Raw genomic sequence first — 18159 nt, 5'->3', positions numbered from 1 at the left:
CTAGGTCGTTCATTTTTTTAACGATAGGAGCGAGACCTTCTTTGCTGAATACAGAAATTAAGGCACTTTTTGCGGTGATGTTACTCATGTTGTATGTTCTTTTGTGTGGGAAAGTGCAAAAGTAATTCATTGAATTGGTTAAAGTTTTTTAGAAATTGTAATTAATTGAGTCTTTTATGAACTACTTTTTATTAAAAGCTTAAAAAAATGCTAGAAATCTGATTCTTTGGTTAACTATATCAGTAGGCACGGTGGTGTTTTAATAAAAGTTTAACGCATTAACATCCATTCTGTATATAACAAACTAGATTTACCGATGTTTAAAAGGCAATGATTCCATATTTTAGCATTTCTCAAATTAAACTCTCATAATGAAAATTAAAATAACTCTTGTAGGCTTTTTTTTTAGTGCGCTATTCATGACTGGTCAAACAGCCGTTGAAGTAGCGCAAATTATTAAATCTAATAATCAATTAGAGCTTCAACAACTTATCGTAGATTTAAATGCTAAGTATATTAAAGATCAAAAAAATGTTTTAGAATATTCTGAATCAAATAACATTCCAATCTTCAGGGAGAATGAGGACGGTTCCTTTGACCAATTGATGAGAATAACTGATAATGGAATTCCTATCTACTACAGCCTTGATAATGTGGACGCAGCAATTAGTACAAGAACTGATAGGCTGCATAATGGTGGATCATTAGGATTAAATATACAAGGACAAGGAATGACGGCTCATGTTTGGGAAATTGGTCCAGCAAGAATTAGCCACCAAGAGTATACAGCTGGTACTGCTAATAGAGTAACGAGTGGAGATGGAGTTTCCCCTTTGAATAGTAGTAGTTTCCACGCAAACCACGTGATTGGGACTATAGTTGCATCTGGTGTTGATCCTAGAGCAAAAGGAATGGCGCCGCAGGCAAATGCAGTTGCCTATACTGCTTCTAATGATGCGGCTGAAATGGCCGCGGCTGGAGCAACTGGAGCCCTGATCTCAAATCATTCGTATGGTATACGTATTAGTTCTTTTTCTAATGCACCAGAATTTATAGGTAAGTATACTGAGTCGGCTAGAATCATAGATCAAATAGCCTATAATGCACCTTATTATTTGCCAGTTTATTCAGCGGGTAATGATGGTGCTAATGCAAACGGAACGCCATTTGCTCCTGGTTTTGATAAATTGACAGGCGATAAGGTGAGTAAAAATATTATGACAGTCGCAAGTGCTAATGATGCAAATATCAACGCTGACGGAAGTTTAAACTTTGTAGTTTCAAGTTCTTTTAGTAGTCAAGGGCCAAGTGATGATTTAAGAATCAAACCAGATATTTCCGGAAATGGATCTGGATTGTTTAGTACTTTCGATTCAGCAAATGATGCATATGGTAGCATAAGTGGCACATCGATGTCTGCACCTAATGTTGCTGGTTCCATGCTATTACTGCAACAATACTACAATCAAAAAAACAGTGGTTTTATGAGAGCCGCTACTTTGAAAGGTCTTACTCTTCACACTGCAGACGATTTTGGTGTAGCTGGTCCAGATGTGACTGCTGGCTGGGGATTAATGAATACTATGGCGGCAGCAAATGTGATTACGGGGGACAAATTAAATTCAAGAATTATTGAGGCTGTTCTTCAGGACGGTCAATCATACAGCCTAACAATAGAGTCAGATAACATTTCAGAATTACTTGCTTCTATATCTTGGACTGATGTTCCAGGTAATATAAATACGGGTGGAGCAAATGACGCAACTCCCGCTTTAGTTAATGATTTAGACCTTAGAATCACTCAAAATGGAACTTCTTTTGAACCTTGGAAATTAACCGGAGCCACGACTAATGGAACTGGCGATAATACGGTAGATAATTTTGAACGGGTTGATGTGGCCAATGCTTCAGGAACTTATACCATAACAATTACTCATAAAGGAGCTCTAGTAAATGGGGAACAAGCATTTAGTTTAATTGTTTCGGGAGAGGGAAATAACTTTGCTATCACCACATCGCAAAATACAATTGAAAGTTGTAATGATCAGTCGGTTTCTTTTCCTCTGGAATATTTAGCCAGGTCTGGATTTAGTGACCCGGTGACGCTCTCTTTAGTAAATTTACCAAGTGGTATAAGCGCTGTATTATCTAATACAAACTTTACCAGCAGCGGTAATGTAACTCTTGATATGAGTAATTTAAACGCCGCGGTAGATGGAACTTATTCAATAACAGTAAATGCTAATTCATCCTCGGAGCAACGAAGTATTATACTTAATTTAAGAATCATAAGTGCAAACCTTACGGCTCCGAATTTAGTGTTCCCATCAGATCAAATCTCTAGGGTTAGCACTCAAGCTCTACTAGACTGGGATGATGGCCTCAATGCTCAAAGCTATCAGATACAGATAAGTGTAAATCCGTCTTTCGGTAGGACTTTAGTAGATGAAATCGTTAGCAGTTCCTCTTATCCTCTTAACCCATCTTTTATTAATCCTTCTTTCACGTATTATTGGAGAGTAAAAGCAATTAATGATTGTGGACAAGGATCTTTTGCAACTCGTTCTTTCACAACTTTTTCATGTGACGAGATTAATGCTGCCGTTCCTACACCGATAAGCATTCCTGATAATACAACTACCGGTATTCAAAGTACCATCACAATTAATGAGCCCAACAACCCTATTGTAGGTAACCTTTCTGTTTATGTAAGAAGTGTTCACGAATATTCAGGAGACTTAGTAATTTATCTCACTTCTCCAAATGGAACGTCTACCCAGCTTAAAACTTCTAATGGATGCGCTACACCCGACTTAGACGTTACTTTTGAAGATTCTGCAGCATCATTTGTGTGTAATGTAACTCCTGGTCAAGCAGGGTATTTTGGATCGGTTGCTCCTGTAGGAGATTTGTCCGTGTTTATTGGAGACACCATTAACGGTGACTGGATATTAACAGTTACTGATGAAGGACCTACAGATCTTGGAACTCTTAACAATTGGAAGATAATTTTTTGTGAGGAGCCCACTACTACTGCAAGCAATGAAGATGTAGAAGAACTAGACTTTTCTGTGTATCCCAACCCATCTTCGGGACAGTTTACCATAGAAAGCCTAAATGATACTTATAGTGATAATGTTGTAATTAGTGTTCTTGATCTTAACGGTCGCGTAGTATTTATTAAAAAAGCCCAAAATGCTTCTAGATTAAATCAAACTATAGATGTTCAGAATTTAACTAACGGTTTGTATTTGTTGCAGATACAGCAAGGAGCTTCTCGAACAGTTAAAAAGATCATTATTAACAAGTAGAGTATTAAGAGTCCAGAGTGAATAAAAAATGCGATCCAACGGATCGCATTTTTTTTTGTTTGCTAGATTAAGTTGAAATTAGTTCACTAATTTCTTTACCTCTTCAAAATCAAGACCGCCATAAGTTCCACTGCTCATCAATAATAAAGTACTGTGATCTAAGGATTGCTTTAGAAGCCATTCTTTAAAAGCTGTAGGATCTGTCATGACTATAAGATCATCTCGATCAAAGGCTTCTAGAATCTGTTCTTTAGAAACAGGAGCTAACTTTTTAATCTCAACGGCATCTGGGCTGTAAAAAACTACAGCTATATCTGCTGGATCGAGAGCGTTTTTATACTCGGCTAGAAATTTTGGATTCAAACTGGAATACGTGTGTAATTCAAGGCACGCGATAATCTTGCGCTCTTTATATTGTGCTGCTACCGCAGCCGTTGTTGCAGAAACTTTGCTGGGTGAATGAGCAAAATCTTTGTAGATAACAGACGTTTTACTTTCTGTTATTTTTTCAAGACGTTTTGAAGCTCCTTTAAAAGTTGCGATAGCTTCATAAAAATCATCTTCATCGATTCCCATATGTTGGCACATCCATTTGGCACCGGCAAGGTTGCTCAAGTTGTGTTTGCCGAAAATCTCAATAGGCATGTCCCCTTCTGGAGTATCTAAATAAGTAGTACCCTCTATAATTTGATGTTTTGGAACCGTGTAAGCATGTTTTCGGGTAGGTTTTGTAGCAGCTTCAGCGAGCAGCTTAACAGCAGGATCATCCTCATTATAAACGAGAATACTACCGTTTTTCATAAGCTCTAAAAAGACTTCAAACTGATTTAAATAATTCTCCCGAGTAGGAAAAACATTGATGTGATCCCAGGCAATTCCTGAGATCAAGGCGATATTAGGCTGGTACAAATGAAATTTAGGTCTTCGGTCTATAGGGCTAGAAAGATATTCGTCCCCTTCAAGAACTATAAACTCATTGTCATCTGTAAGATGTACCATAGTCTCAAAACCTTCTAGTTGCGCGCCCACCATATAATCCACTTCTTTATCATGATAATGCATGACATGAAGAATCATGGAAGTAATGGTGGTTTTTCCATGAGAACCTCCTATGACTACTCGTGTTTTATTTTTAGATTGGTTGTAAAGGTATTCTGGATAAGAATAGATTTTTAAGCCCAGCTCTTGGGCTTTTAAAAGTTCTGGATTATCCTCTTTTGCATGCATACCAAGTAGTACAGCATCTAGATTTGGAGTGATCTTATTCGTAAACCAACCCAGTTCTTCAGGAAGCAAACCGTAGGTATCAAGTCTAGATTTACTAGGTTCAAAAAGGGAATCATCACTGCCGGTTACTTGGTCACCTTTGTGATGTAAAGCAAGAGCAAGATTGTGCATGGCGCTGCCGCCTATCGCGATAAAGTGTACGCGCATAAAATTAGTTTTTGTTGTTACCGGTAAATTCAAATGGTATAAAGGATAAAGCTAGTGATTAATTATGCTTATTCATTCATCTGAACACGTATTTCTAAGCCAGCAATATCTGCGGTGAGCTGTCTGTCCTTGTGTTTTATTTGAGCTCGTTTGAGAGTTTGTAGCGCTTTTTTATCATCTTTCAGTTTGTTTTCATAAACAGTGGCCAGCTTGCGATAAGTAAGTAATGAGCCGCCAGTTTCAATGGCTTTAGTATAGGAAATTACTGCTTTTTCATATTCTTCCTTATATTCATTAATAAGGCCATGGGCGAGATATCCGTCTACTGGAGATATCTTTAACAACTCATTTGCATAAAAGCGGCTTTGTTTAATAGAACCACCCACTATACCGGGTAATTCGCAGTATAATTGCGATAAAGCATGTCTTGATTCTATATGATTGGGGTCTAATTTTGCCGCTTTCTTAAGGTATCCCTTGATATCATCCAGCATGCCTAAGGCTTTTAATTTTGAAGAGCTTTTGGCATAAAGCCCCATCGCGCCTCCGTATTTGAAGTTGTAATGTGCATCTTTCGGTTTTTTTTCTACCAATAATTGGTAATATTTCATCGCGGTTTTAAAGTCTTTTTTATGACCAGCAATGTCTCCCAAACGTTCTATAACCCCTAAATTATCACCGTCCTGATCGTATAATTTGGTAAAGGAAACAAGTGCTTTCTCATAGTTGTCTGCTCTGTATAATTGTTCCGCTTTCGCGAAAGCGGACTGGCCATAAGCAATAGGGCCTATTAGAAATAATAAGGTAATTAAAATCTTCTTCATTTGGTAAAAATATCAAAAAGTAAACCAAAAGTACTTTCTCTCAATAAAAAGGTGGTTTTACTCATTTCCCTTTTTACAAAGATAAGAATCAACGTACCTTTATTACAAACTAGAGGAGTCATGAAAAATTATCTTTTCATAGTATTAATTATACTGTTAGGTGGTCACCTGACGTCAGCGCAAGATTTCTACACAGAGAAATGGCAAGAAGCAGAAAAGTTAGAGCTGGAAAATAAAATAAAAGACGCAAAAGAAATAGTCGAAAAGATTTACCGTCATGCCAAAAGGAAAAAGGACCACGACCAGTTGGTAAAAACATTCATCTTCCGTGCAAAGTTTGATTTGATCAAGGAAGAAAATGCACAGCAAAAGGTACTCAACGAATTAGAAGCGCTTATCTCTAAAGCAAAATTTCCGAATAAGAATATCTACCATTCTGTTTATGCAAAGTTGCTCAATGATTATGTCGATCAAAACCGCTGGCAAATACAAAACCGCACTTCAGGCGGCGTTATGGATCAAAAAGATTTCCTTACTTGGGATGCAAAGACCTTCTACGCAAAGATTTCAGAGCAGTACCAACTGTCCTTAAAAGACAGAAATAAGCTAGGCAAGCTTTTAGTGTCTGATTTCTCAGCAATACTGTATGACAGACCTTTGGGTAGAGAATTGCGTCCTACACTATTGGATCTACTCGCTAGGGAAGCTTTGGGCTTTTTTAAAACAGGATACAATAGTCTTACTGCTCCTAAAGAGTCTTATACCATCACATCAAAAAATGCGTTCCTGCCCACTCAAGAACTTAAAAAGCTAAAAAGACCAGCTGGCGATACGGTTTATTCTAAATATGATGTCCTTCAACTCTACGCTTCGTTGGAAGAATGGCACTTGTCGCAAAAAAATGAGGCTCCTTATGTGACTGTAGTTTTGGAACGATTGGAATATGAGCGAGGAATTTTGGGTTCGTCAGGTCATCTTCCTAATTATACCGCTTTTCAAGAGCGATTATTAGAACAGTATAAAGACCAAGCACTAAGCACGCTGGTAAGTCATCAACTAGCACAATATTATTATGATCGCAGTAATAGTTTAGAGGTAAAAACAAGACAAGCAGCAAGAGACCAAGCCATTGAGATGGCAAAAGAAGCCATCGATAAATTTCCAGATTCTTATGGTTCATCAAAATGTGCCGCTTTACTTTCTGCTATTTATAAACCCTCATTAAGTGTGCAACTTCAGGATTTAATAATTCCTAATAAGCCACATCGCGGTGTGGTTTCTTATCAAAATGTAGACAATGCTGCTATGAGTTTTATAAAAGTTCCTTTTGATCACAATCGCAATAAAGGGTACCGCGATTCCCTTTATCGTGCAGCGCTTAAAAATGCCCAAAAAGAAAACCGTATAGCATTTTATAAAGAATTCAAATTGAGGTCTTCAAAAGACACCTACTCACACACTTATGAATACGATGCAAAAGGGCTCGCAGCAGGAACTTATTTAGTGATCCTAGAAACAAATCAAGAAGATTCAAAAAGCATCTCAGGAAGTTATATGACAGTTTCTCAAATGAGTCTTTTTAAAAGAGCTGTTGAAATTCAAATACTGGATAGGAAATCTGGAAAACCCTTGGAGAATGTGGAAATTGAACTTTCTATAAATAATGCATGGTTTAAAACAGCGGGCAGGACTAATAAAGAAGGCAAATTTATCTTACCCTATCATGACGAACGAAATATAAGGTTGAAAGCAAATTTAACCGATGATGTTTTAATTGAAAATATCTATCATTACGACACACGCATTGATGATATCAAAGAAGAATTGAATGTAAAAACTTTTCTCTATCTAGATCGCGCTATATACCGGCCAGGGCAGACGGTTTACTACAAAGGGATTGCCGTTTCAAAAAAAGGTGATCTCTCTAATGTGGTTGTTGGAGAAGAATTTGAAGTAATCGTGGAAGATGCCAATGGTGAAGAGGTATTTAGCACAAAGTCTACGACTAATGAATACGGTAGCTTTCATGGGGAATTCACACTTCCTAAAGAAGTGCTGACTGGAGCATTTACCATGGAGATCGATACAGCAAAAGATTCTGACTTTTGGGATGTTGTGGGCGATTTTGAATCCGGCGAGTTTAGTTTTAAAGTAGAAGAGTATAAACGTCCGAGTTTTAAAGCCGACTTTAAAGAAGTAGAAGCGACTTATAAAATCAATGATATTGTTGCAGTCACTGTTCATGCAAAAGCCTTACTAGGTTCCAATATCACAGGTGCAGAGGTGCATTATAAAGTAACTAGATCTGCAAGATTGCCTTGGTGGAAATACTCTGGGTATAATTTTAGAGCGCAAATCATTTTGGATAGTAACGAACTGGAAGGCGATTTTAAAACTGATAATCAAGGAGAATTTGAGATCAAGTTCAAAGCCGTAGCAGATTCTATCCTAGCAGGAAAAGATGTGCATCCTATTTATTCGTATCAAATTGAAGTAGAAATCACTGATTTGAATGGAGAAACACGAACGGCCTCTACTTCCGTAAGAGTTGGTCAACAAGCACTAGAATTAAGTGTCATCAGTCCAGCCATATTAAGTGTGGAGAATAACAAGGTAAAAGTGGTGGCTAAAAACTTAAATGGAAAAGCCATCAACGCCACCATAGAACTACAAATAAGACAGCTCCAACAACCAGATCATGTAGTGATCAGTTCGGGATTACCACAAGCCGAATTTCAAGAACTCAACGATGTGAATTACAGACAGCGGTATCCCTATACAGATTTACGACCCAGCGAGCAAGCTGGAGAATGGAAAGACGCACCTATAATTTTTAAGAAACGCACGACTACAGATTCATTAACCGCTATTGAGATCCCGATTACTAAAAACTGGGATAATGGCAACTATGTGATCTATATAAAAGCTATAGAAATAGGAAAAGAAAAAAGCTTGGATAAAGAAGAAGATTATGTAGAAGAGAGAGTAAAAAAAGAGGTGTGGGCAAATAAAAATCGATCTGTAAATCCTGTGATTGTTTCTCATCATCACAAAATAGAAGGTGACTTTGCCGTAGTAGATTTCTTTACTGCTATGGATGGCGTTTACATGCAACTATTGACTTATGATGAAAAAGAGATTATGGAAGAGAAGACGCTCTTTTTATCAAAAGGAAAAACCACTAAGAAATTCAACCTTAAAGAAGCTAATGGACAAAAGATAGAATTTAGATATGCCGTTCAAATTGAAAATGAGTACGTAAGCCATCAATTCAGCGCAGGAATAGAAAAAGCAGCAGCAAGCAATTACCAAATTACCACCAACACCTTTAGAGATAAACTCTATCCAGGAATGGAAGAAGAATGGTCGTTTACCATAAAAGATCAAGATAATACCGCCATGAATGCTGAGGTGCTGGCCAGTATGTACGATAAAAGTCTGGATGAGTTCACTACAGCTTCTTGGAATGGATTTAGTTTTTATAGGAATCAAAGAAATTTTGAACCAGACTTTTTTAATGAGTTGACCCGACTTAAAACGTTTAATAATACCAATTACTTGCGACCAGCAGCAACCTTTAATCCAGAAATGGGGTATCCAAGGTTGACCTATTTTGGTCTTTCATTCAATGCAAATCAATACCAATATACCAGATATAAAAGAGAACTTGCTAAAAGATATGCTCCAGTAGATAAAATCAAGGGTTATATAGTTGGAAGAGTTTTGGGTCCTGATGGTGATGAGGTAATCGGCGTGACTATATCGGTAAAAGGTACAAGTGTCTTTGCTACCACAAATTTTGATGGTTTGTATCAAATAAAGGCACATCCAGAAGAGGTCTTAGTTTTTTCATATGCGGGATATGAAACACAAGAATTAGTAGTAGGGAGTCAGCAGGTTATCCATGTAAGTTTAAATTCTAATAGTTTAGACACAGTGATAGTTATGGGCTATAGCAATAAGGCAAGGCTCATGTCTAGTGTTTCCTTCTCTGCAATTAGCGATGATTCTGAGTCATGGAGTCCTAAAGATAGCATCGGCGGGATTCTTCAAGGTCGTGTTTCTGGATTAGAAGTTTCTTATGCAGATGGAGAGCCTGGAGCAAGTGCAGAGGTCATTATCAGAGGCGCTAGTTCTTTAAATGGAAATCCCCAGCCATTGTATATTATTGACGGCATTCCAGTGCATGAAGCAACGTTTAATGCTCTTGATCCATCTGCCATCAAAGAAATAGCCACCTTAACAGGAGCAAACGCCACAAGCATTTATGGAAATCGAGCTGCAAATGGAGTCATTATCATCTCCACAAAAGAAGGAGTTAGTGCAAACGACTTGGTTCTTCAAGAAATGGCATGGAACAACGTCCAGATCAGAAAAGACTTAAAAGAAACTGCTTTTTTCTTGCCAGAGTTACAAACAGATCAAGAAGGAAATTTGAAATTCTTCTTTACCTCGCCAGAGATGTTGACTCAATGGAAATTAAGATTGTTTGCTCATAACAAACAAGCCGAGACAGCTTATCTAGAAAAACGGGTTGTGACTCAAAAAGAGTTGAGTCTTGTCCCTAACGCACCGCGATTCTTAAGAGAAACCGACACGATTAGATTTTCTACCAAAATTGCCAATCTAAGCGATAGCAACATGGAAGGAATTGCCACTTTAAAACTATTTGATGCCCTAACCATGCAACCCATAGATCAAGAATTGCAAAACACCAAGGCTTTACAAAACTTTACCGCAGCAAAAGGCGGCAATGCTTCTGTGAATTGGACGTTTGTTATTCCAGTGGGAACGCAAGCGGTTACGTATAGAGTGATCGCAAAAGCAGGCGCTTTCTCTGACGGAGAAGAAAACACCTTACCTGTGTTGACCAATAGAATGCTGGTCACAGAATCCAGATCGCTTTGGGTTCGCGCTGGCGAGACCGAAACGCTAGTGATGGATAAGCTAGAAAACAATACTTCAACGACACTAGAGAATCATCAAATGACCTTTGAATACACGTCTAACCCGAGCTGGTATGCGATCAAGTCATTACCATACCTTATGGAATACGAGCACAATTGTGCCGAGCAGGTTTTTTCTAGGTATTATGCCAACGCGGTGGTAGCGCACATTTTGAAGAGCAGTCCAGAGGTTAAGGAAGTCTTTGATAGTTGGGCAGCAAATGGAACGAATAAAAGCAAGTTGGAACAAAACGAAGAGTTGAAATCGATTATTCTGGCTCATACACCATGGTTGCGAGATGCACAAACAGAAGCCCAAAAACAGCAGCGACTGGCCACTCTTTTTGATTTAGAAAAGACGGCTCGTGAGAAAAAGAAAACACTAGCCAAATTAGAAGAGAAGCAAATGGCTTCTGGAGGTTTTCCTTGGTTCAGCGGTGGAAGAATGAATGAATACATCACCAGACATATCGCTGCTGGAATAGGTCATCTTAACAAATTAGGAGTGAATGATAAAGACCGCCCACAGACCGATCGCATCTATACCAACGCTATTGCAGCGGTAGATCGCGCTTGGGCAAAGCGTTTTAATGACTGCCTTAAGAATCAAAAGAGTTTGAAGAAATTCAATTTTGGTGCGAGTTACTGGCACTATCAGTATGCACGCAGCTTTGAGAAGTCGGTTGTCGATCAGAAGATGCAAAAGGTATTGGAAAATGGTAGAAAGGTAGCTTTCGCGAAAGCGGAAAAAGAATTTGCCTCTCAACCTTTATACACACAATTGTTGATGGCACTATCATTGCACAGAAATGGCGAATCAAAATCAGCCTCCAATATTCTAGAAGGTTTGCGACAAATTGCGGTTAGGAACAAAGAAAACGGTATGTACTGGAAAGAAAATAACAATTCTTGGTATTGGTACAGCAGCGATATAGAAACGCAAGCACTGGCGATCGAGGCATTTTCTGAAATCGAGAAAGACGCTAAAACCGTGGAGGAATTGCAAGTATGGTTGCTTAAAAATAAAAGAACCACTCAATGGAAATCCACAAAAGCTACCGCTGATGCCACGTATGCATTATTGCTTCAAAACGGAAACTGGACAGATGTTGCTGTAAAAAATAAAATCACATGGGCAGGAAAAGCCTTGCCAAAAGAAAAAATGGCTGCCGTTACAAAAGAAGCGGGAACGGGTTATTTTAAAATCTCTTTGGATAAAAATGAGATCACAAAGGAGCACGCTAGAGTAGAGGTGAAAAACAAAGGAGAAGTCACCGGTTATGGAGGTTTGTACTGGCAGTATTTTGAAGATCTGGATAAAATTACCGTTGATGATAACGGACCCTTATCGGTAAAAAAGAAGTTATTCAAAAAGGTCAGTAATAACTCTGGGGAAGAATTAAAAGAAATCACTAAAGAAGACGCATTAGAAATAGGCGATCTCATCACCATAAGAATAGAAATAAGAAGCACCGCCGATATGGATTTTGTACACCTAAAAGACATGCGTGCCAGCGGTTTTGAACCGGTGGAGGTACTGTCAGAATACAAATGGCAAGATGGATTGGGGTACTATCAGAGCACCAAAGATATCGCAACGCACTTTTTCTTTGATAAGATTACAAAAGGAACTTACGTTTTTGAATATGAAGTAAGAGCCAATAACGCAGGACATTTCTCCAATGGTATCACAAGCTTAGAAAGTATGTATGCTCCAGAATTTTCCAGTCACAGTGCTGGGGAACGAGTTCGAATTGAAAAGTAGAATTTATAAAAGTCACTCGTTTAGTTGGGCCAGAACCCAGATCGAGAGCTGATAAAATATTTGTAAGTATACCTTAAGAGTAAAAGCTCCTCGTTTGGATAGGCGAGGACAAATTTCTCTCAGCTATAGCTGGGATAAAATCAGCAATGATGGGTAGCGGTGTTTATGGAAACATTACCTTTTAACTAAGGATTGATTTTTTTTAATCAATTTTATAATTTGAGGAAATGTGCTACAAGTTTTATAATTCTCCTAAGCCTTTTAATACCAACCTATCTTCTAAGTGACACCTATAAATCAAACGACTAGAGCACAAGCATTTCTTAATTTTTGGCGTTTGTAATTTTGATGTCTTAAATTAGCTATGTGAGAGCAGAGCATTCATATCAATTTAATAGGCAGAGAGGATTAAAGACACTTTTATTAAAGTCATTAAGCCTCTTCTCAAGTGTGCGTTTATATAACGTCATTATCGTAGCTATTGCTCAATTTCTCGCAGCGGTTTTTATAATGGCACCAGGTCTCTCAGTAACGTCTATTTTATTAGACTATAAACTATGGCTTATTATTCTAGCCAGCAGTGCTGCCATTGCCGGTGGCTATATCATTAATAACTTTTATGATCGAGAAAAGGATTTGATCAACAGACCGCAAAAAACTCTATTGGAGAATCAGGTACGTCGCTCTACTTTATGGTCGGTTTATTTTGTTGTAAATGCAGTTGCTTTTATTTTGGGCAGTATTGTTTCTTGGCGTGCTGGACTATTTTTTGCGTTGTATATTTTTGCGATGTGGTTTTATTCTCACAAGCTCAAGCGTATTTTGTTTCTAGGGAATTTGATGGCAGCATTGCTAGCTGTGACTCCTTTTTTTGTGCTTTTTATGTATTATAAAAACTTTTATGCTGTGATATTGGTTCATGGAGGTTTTTTATTCTTGATTCTAGGGATGCGAGAGTTGGTTAAAGATTTAGAAAATTTAAGAGGAGATTTGGCTCAAAATTACAGAACTATTCCTGTGGTACTAGGAGAGAAGGTGAGTAAGCAGTTTTATACATTTCTTACTTTTCTTACCATTGTTCCTATCGCTGTTCTTGTTGGTTATTTTGAGCTAGGGTACATGCATTACTACTTTACATTGATCACAGGAGCCTTGTTAGTTTGTTTGCCTTTGATCTGGTCTTCTAGGCGCAAGCGAGAGTATTTATTGATTCACTTTATACTTAAAATAATCATTGGTGCAGGAGTCTTTTCAATTTTATTGATAGATTTACCAACTATTTTAGACCGATTTCAAACACTATTTACTTAATGGATTCAAAAATTAAAGTGGCACTAGCTCAAATCTCCCCGGTGTGGTTGGATAAAAAGACCACGTTAGAAAAAATTTTATCTACGCTAGAAGAAGCGGTAAATGAAAAGGCAGAGTTGGTTGTTTTTGGAGAAGGATTGCTTCCTGGCTATCCGTTTTGGCTGGCTCTTATGGATGGTGCATCTTGGAATAAAAAAGAGGTGAAAGAATTGCACAGGCATTATGCTCTGAATGCAGTTTGTATAGAAAAAGGGGAGCTGGATGTTGTTTGCGCTTTCGCGAAAGCGGAACACATATCCATCTATCTAGGAATCATAGAAAGACCTGAAGATCGCGGCGGACATAGCCTTTATGCGAGTATGGTGTATATCGATCAAGGTGGAATTATTCAAAGCGTACATAGAAAATTACAGCCTACTTATGAGGAGCGATTGACCTGGTCGCCAGGTGATGGAAATGGTTTGGTCACCCATAAACTGAAAGATTTTACCGTTAGCGGTCTCAACTGTTGGGAGAACTGGATGCCTTTACCGCGTGCCGCTATGTATGCTCAAGGCACTAATCTACATGTGGCTTGCTGGCCTGGAAGTGATCATAATACCAAGGATATTACTAGATTTATAGCTCGAGAAGGACGTTGTTATGTGCTTTCGGTCTCCTGCACGATGTTTAAAGAAGACTTCCCGCCGGGAACTCCATATTTAGAGGAGTTATTAAAAAATACTCCAGCTGTTCTTGCAAACGGAGGAAGTGCTATTGCAGGGCCGGATGGAGAATGGATTGTACCACCACAAATAGGGAAAGAAGAAATTATATACGCAACTTTGGATTTCAATAAAGTGCTCGAAGAGCGTCAAAATTTTGATCCAGTAGGACATTATTCCCGTCCAGACGTTACTCAATTACATGTGAATAGAGAACGACAGAGTACCGTAAAATTTACAAATGATTAAGAAGTTAAAAGGAAGATCCTCTTGAACGATAAAAAGAAATTTAAGGCACAGGGCAAATTTTTAATTACTGGAGAATATGCGGTATTGAATAATGTTCCTGCTCTTGCGATGCCTTTAAAACTGAATCAATATCTAGAAATTAGTGATCGAGATGATCAAGTTATTACTTGGAAAAGTTATAATAAGAATGGTGATCTATGGTATCAATTAGCTACTAATGTACCTGATTTGTGTTCAGATAGTATCAATTGTTCCAATCCTATCAGTCTGAAGTTAAGCAAAATTTTAAATACAGCCTTACAGCTTTCTTCAAATAATTCTTTACGAGGTTTTGATGCAGTGATGACACTGGATTTTGATCGTCATTCTGGAATGGGAACTAGTTCTACTTTGATTTCCTTAATTTCTCAATGGTTGGGGTGTAATCCTTATCAGTTGCAATTCAAATGTTTTGGAGGTAGTGGTTACGACATAGCTTGCGCCAGGGCAAGTAAGTCTCTTGTTTATTCCTACAACAATGCAGATCCTGTTGTAGAAGAGGTGACATTTGATCCAGCTATTAAGGAGTGTATTTTCTTTGTGTACCTTAATCGCAAACAAGACAGTCGTGATTCTATCGCTCAATTTAATCGAGAACTTTTAACGGATGATTTGAGAGAAGAGTTGACGAATATGCCGCAAGGTTTTATCAGTGCTTCTAATAACGTTTCTGAATTTAATAAATATATCGACAGGCACGAAGAGATCATCTCTAGTTTAATAGGCCTCTTACCTATAAAGAAACAACTCTTCGAAGATTATGAAGGATCCATTAAATCCTTGGGTGGTTGGGGCGGTGACTTTGTCATGGCGACAGGAGGTGTCGATGCTCGTGATTATTTCAAGGATAAAGGTTATAATGAGATTCTAGAATGGGATGAAGTGGCACTCAAGACATAAATATTTCGTTTCTTGGTTATTAAATGATAATTTATGAAACGACTCATTGCGTTCCTTTTATTTGCTGCGTCATGTTCTTTTGCGCAAGTCCACTTTATAATTATTAATGCTGATACTAAAAAGCCATTGGTTCATATTCCTGAGCGATTTGGCGAGAAAAATATTGTTTATTCTAACGCGCAAGGAGAAATCAATATTCCCGAAGGGTACGAAGTTCCAGAAACTACTATTGGCGCCTTAGGTTTTGACTTTTATTATGCCAAAGCAGGAGATATTCAAAACACTACTATCTCGTTGATTTTTGTTGATTATAGTTTGTTTGATGTTTTGATAAGAGGCACGCCTGAGAAGTTGAAGACTTTGAGGTAGAAAGCGATGAGGAGTACTGATGTAGTTAATGGATATTTTTAATACTATGGAGTAGAATAGCGTGTTTTGAGTATATTTCAGACAATAAAGATGATGTGGAGATGCAGCTGTTCGAAATAACAATGGCGTTTGTAACAAATTAGCATTGCATACAAGCTTAAAATAGCCACTTATTAAAACAAAAAAACGCCACTCGTGGAGTGGCGTTTTGATATGATAAAAGTGACTTCTTAATAAAATACAGATCTATTGTCTTCTATTTCTACTGCTTTTTTCAATGCCTCTACGAGCTTTGTAGTAGATTGATTTGCTGATTGTGTAGCGATCGTATTTGCATTAAAGGTATAATTTTGTAAGTCTGGAGCAGTTTCAATAGCTATTACCTTTAGAACGAACACCCCGTTTTCTCCAGCGATAGGTTTAGAAGTAGCTCCTTGCGCAAGACCAAACGCTGTTCCTACTACAAACGGTTCCTCACCTACACCAGGTAATGTGGGGTTTTTTCGGTTAACTGAGGACGCATTTCTACTAGGTTGTCTTTGATTTTTTGAGATTTCAACTATATCTTTTGAAATGATTCTACCCATTATTAATTGTGCTTTCTTTTCTTTCCTCAAGATAGGGGTCACTTTTGCACTAGCCTCTTCACTAGACATACTTCCTGCCTCACTCTTTTTATTGAGTTTTACGATCACATAACCTTTGGAAGTTTCAAAGCGTTCGATATCACCTGTAGAGCGCTCCTCTGCAAATGCCCATTGAACAATATTTCTATTTTGGCCTATGGTTGGCAAGGTTTCATCAAGTGGTTTTAAGTTTTTCACAGGAGTTGCAGCTACTCCATTTTCTTTAGCAAGGGCAATGAAATCTCCTGTTTTTACAGCTTTTTGAAACTTTACCGTTTTGGTAAATAATTCTTTTCCAGTTTGTTTAGAAGCAAGGACTTTTTTAGCAACTGTTGCTAGTTTGATAGCGTCCTTTGCCGCAGTAACATCGTCTATTCTGATAATGTGGTAACCAAATGCAGACTCTGTTATACCTACGGTACCTTTATCATTTTCGTACAAGAATTTTGTAAAGCCTGGGGCGTAGTTTTTAGCATTTCCAGAATATATGACCCAACCTATATCTTGACCATTTGCTATCTCCTTATTTTCTTTGAAGTATTCAAACTTAGAGTCAAAGGTTTCTTTGTTTTGTCCTATGATGTTAAATATGCTGTCTGCGGTTTTCTTTGCTACTTCTTTATTTCTAGTGATAGCAGCATCGGCTCTTTGAGCACCTGCATAAGCTATTAAGATGTGCCTGTTCTGCACGCTATCGTTTATTACCTTTTTATCTTCTACTAGAGAGAGTTTCATAAACTCTCCATCTTCATAAGGCCCAAAGGTCTTTCCTTTTTCTACAGTGGTAATTGCTTTTGCAGCCGCGGGTAGGTTAGAAACCATTAAATAGCGGCCATCATAAGGAAGGTCACTATTTTGTGCCACGTAGGAAGCAAGGTCTGTCGCTGCTGTAATAGCCGGAATACTATAATCTTTATTCGTATTTAAATTACGCTGGGTTTGTGTGGTAAGTAATTTATTTAAGTCTGCTTTAAGGTCACTTTTATCTATCGGTGAAGCTTTGTCTTCAAATAGAGCAAATTCTATGTCGCGTTGTGCAGCAACTTTAAACCGATCTTTATGTTTGGTTACATAAGCGTTAATTTCTGATTTAGAAACGTCTGCTAGACTGTCTGCAATAGAAGTGTAAGGGATATTCACAAAAGAAAAAGAGCGGTTGTCATTTTCCATTCTGTATTCCATTTCACCATCTGCATTTGTAGCGATAAGTCCAGATTTTAATAAATTAAAAAATTGTTCTTGCTTTGCATTTGTCGCAATACTTAAAACAAAATCGTTCCATAAAGTAGCGTCGATACCATCTACAAACTTTTTGAATTCAGCTTCAGAAAAAGAACCGTCTTCATTTTGGAATTGCGGGTTGCTTTTATAATTTGCTTTAACTAATTCTGTTACCTTTTCATCAGTTACGTTGATGCCAGCAGCTTTAATTTGTTCCCCTAGTACAGCGTTTCTTACTTCCTGATCCCACACTGAATTTACTGCTTGTAGTTGAGAAACGTTAGCGCCTCCATTTTGAGAAGCATTCTCTACTTTTCTCGCAAAACTTTCCCGGTTAATTTCAGTATCGCCTACATAACCTACTGCGTCAGATTGTTTCTGTCCACTTGAGGTGAGAACGCCTTGAATAATAAATGCAAATAATGCTAGTGCAATTACTAAAATCAGAATAACTCCTTGA

At 37.9% G+C, this 18159-nt stretch carries 9 protein-coding genes; 6 read left to right on the top strand and 3 right to left on the bottom strand.

Going from position 1 to position 18159, the window contains the following annotated elements:
- Positions 1 to 371: 371 nt before the first annotated feature.
- Complete coding sequence (locus tag ACJAT0_RS09225) at positions 372 to 3311, top strand: S8 family serine peptidase (RefSeq protein ID WP_415181419.1); 2940 nt, start codon at positions 372 to 374, stop codon at positions 3309 to 3311.
- 78 nt (positions 3312 to 3389) lie between these two features.
- On the opposite strand, the gene ACJAT0_RS09220 is transcribed toward ACJAT0_RS09225, so the two are convergent.
- Positions 3390 to 4745: a UDP-N-acetylmuramate--L-alanine ligase gene (locus tag ACJAT0_RS09220; RefSeq protein ID WP_415181418.1), complete on the bottom strand. Its 1356-nt coding sequence runs from the start codon at positions 4743 to 4745 to the stop codon at positions 3390 to 3392.
- Positions 4746 to 4813: 68 nt separating this feature from the next.
- Entirely contained in the window at positions 4814 to 5569 is a 756-nt protein-coding gene (locus ACJAT0_RS09215; RefSeq protein WP_415181417.1) for a tetratricopeptide repeat protein, read from the bottom strand.
- A 120-nt stretch (positions 5570 to 5689) separates the two neighbouring features.
- On the opposite strand from ACJAT0_RS09215, the gene ACJAT0_RS09210 reads away from it, so the two are divergent.
- The 5 genes from ACJAT0_RS09210 (at position 5690) to ACJAT0_RS09190 (ending at position 15852) form a co-directional block, all read left to right on the top strand.
- Positions 5690 to 12280 (top strand): MG2 domain-containing protein, encoded by a 6591-nt coding sequence (locus tag ACJAT0_RS09210; RefSeq protein ID WP_415181416.1) that lies wholly within the window; start codon positions 5690 to 5692, stop codon positions 12278 to 12280.
- A gap of 450 nt (positions 12281 to 12730) precedes the next feature.
- Positions 12731 to 13591, top strand: a complete 861-nt coding sequence (locus ACJAT0_RS09205) for a geranylgeranylglycerol-phosphate geranylgeranyltransferase (RefSeq protein ID WP_415181415.1) — start codon at positions 12731 to 12733, stop codon at positions 13589 to 13591.
- Positions 13591 to 14544 carry a carbon-nitrogen hydrolase family protein gene (locus tag ACJAT0_RS09200; protein ID WP_415181414.1) on the top strand — a complete coding sequence of 318 codons (954 nt, stop codon included), beginning with the start codon at positions 13591 to 13593 and terminating at the stop codon, positions 14542 to 14544. Before ACJAT0_RS09205 ends, ACJAT0_RS09200 begins: the two co-directional genes overlap by 1 nt.
- A 21-nt stretch (positions 14545 to 14565) precedes the next feature.
- Positions 14566 to 15483 carry a GYDIA family GHMP kinase gene (locus ACJAT0_RS09195; RefSeq protein WP_415181413.1) on the top strand — a complete coding sequence of 306 codons (918 nt, stop codon included), beginning with the start codon at positions 14566 to 14568 and terminating at the stop codon, positions 15481 to 15483.
- Between the two features lie 33 nt (positions 15484 to 15516).
- On the top strand, positions 15517 to 15852 hold the full coding sequence (locus ACJAT0_RS09190) for a hypothetical protein (protein WP_415181412.1): 336 nt from the start codon (positions 15517 to 15519) through the stop codon (positions 15850 to 15852).
- 230 nt (positions 15853 to 16082) lie between these two features.
- Here the strand turns inward: ACJAT0_RS09190 and ACJAT0_RS09185 are convergent.
- On the bottom strand, positions 16083 to 18159 hold a 2077-nt coding region (locus ACJAT0_RS09185; RefSeq protein ID WP_415181411.1), incomplete at its 5' end, for a peptidylprolyl isomerase.

The organism is Nonlabens sp. (assembly GCF_047636915.1).
Taxonomy (GTDB): domain Bacteria; phylum Bacteroidota; class Bacteroidia; order Flavobacteriales; family Flavobacteriaceae; genus Nonlabens.
This window is presented reverse-complemented; position numbering and strand designations above follow the sequence as displayed.

Coding starts and splice junctions, on each gene's coding strand:
- ACJAT0_RS09200 (WP_415181414.1), top strand. CDS start 13,591: ATGGATTCAAAAATTAAAGTGGCACTAGCTCAAATCTCCCCGGTGTGG.
- ACJAT0_RS09190 (WP_415181412.1), top strand. CDS start 15,517: ATGAAACGACTCATTGCGTTCCTTTTATTTGCTGCGTCATGTTCTTTT.
- ACJAT0_RS09225 (WP_415181419.1), top strand. CDS start 372: ATGAAAATTAAAATAACTCTTGTAGGCTTTTTTTTTAGTGCGCTATTC.
- ACJAT0_RS09215 (WP_415181417.1), bottom strand. CDS start 5,569: ATGAAGAAGATTTTAATTACCTTATTATTTCTAATAGGCCCTATTGCT.
- ACJAT0_RS09220 (WP_415181418.1), bottom strand. CDS start 4,745: ATGCGCGTACACTTTATCGCGATAGGCGGCAGCGCCATGCACAATCTT.
- ACJAT0_RS09210 (WP_415181416.1), top strand. CDS start 5,690: ATGAAAAATTATCTTTTCATAGTATTAATTATACTGTTAGGTGGTCAC.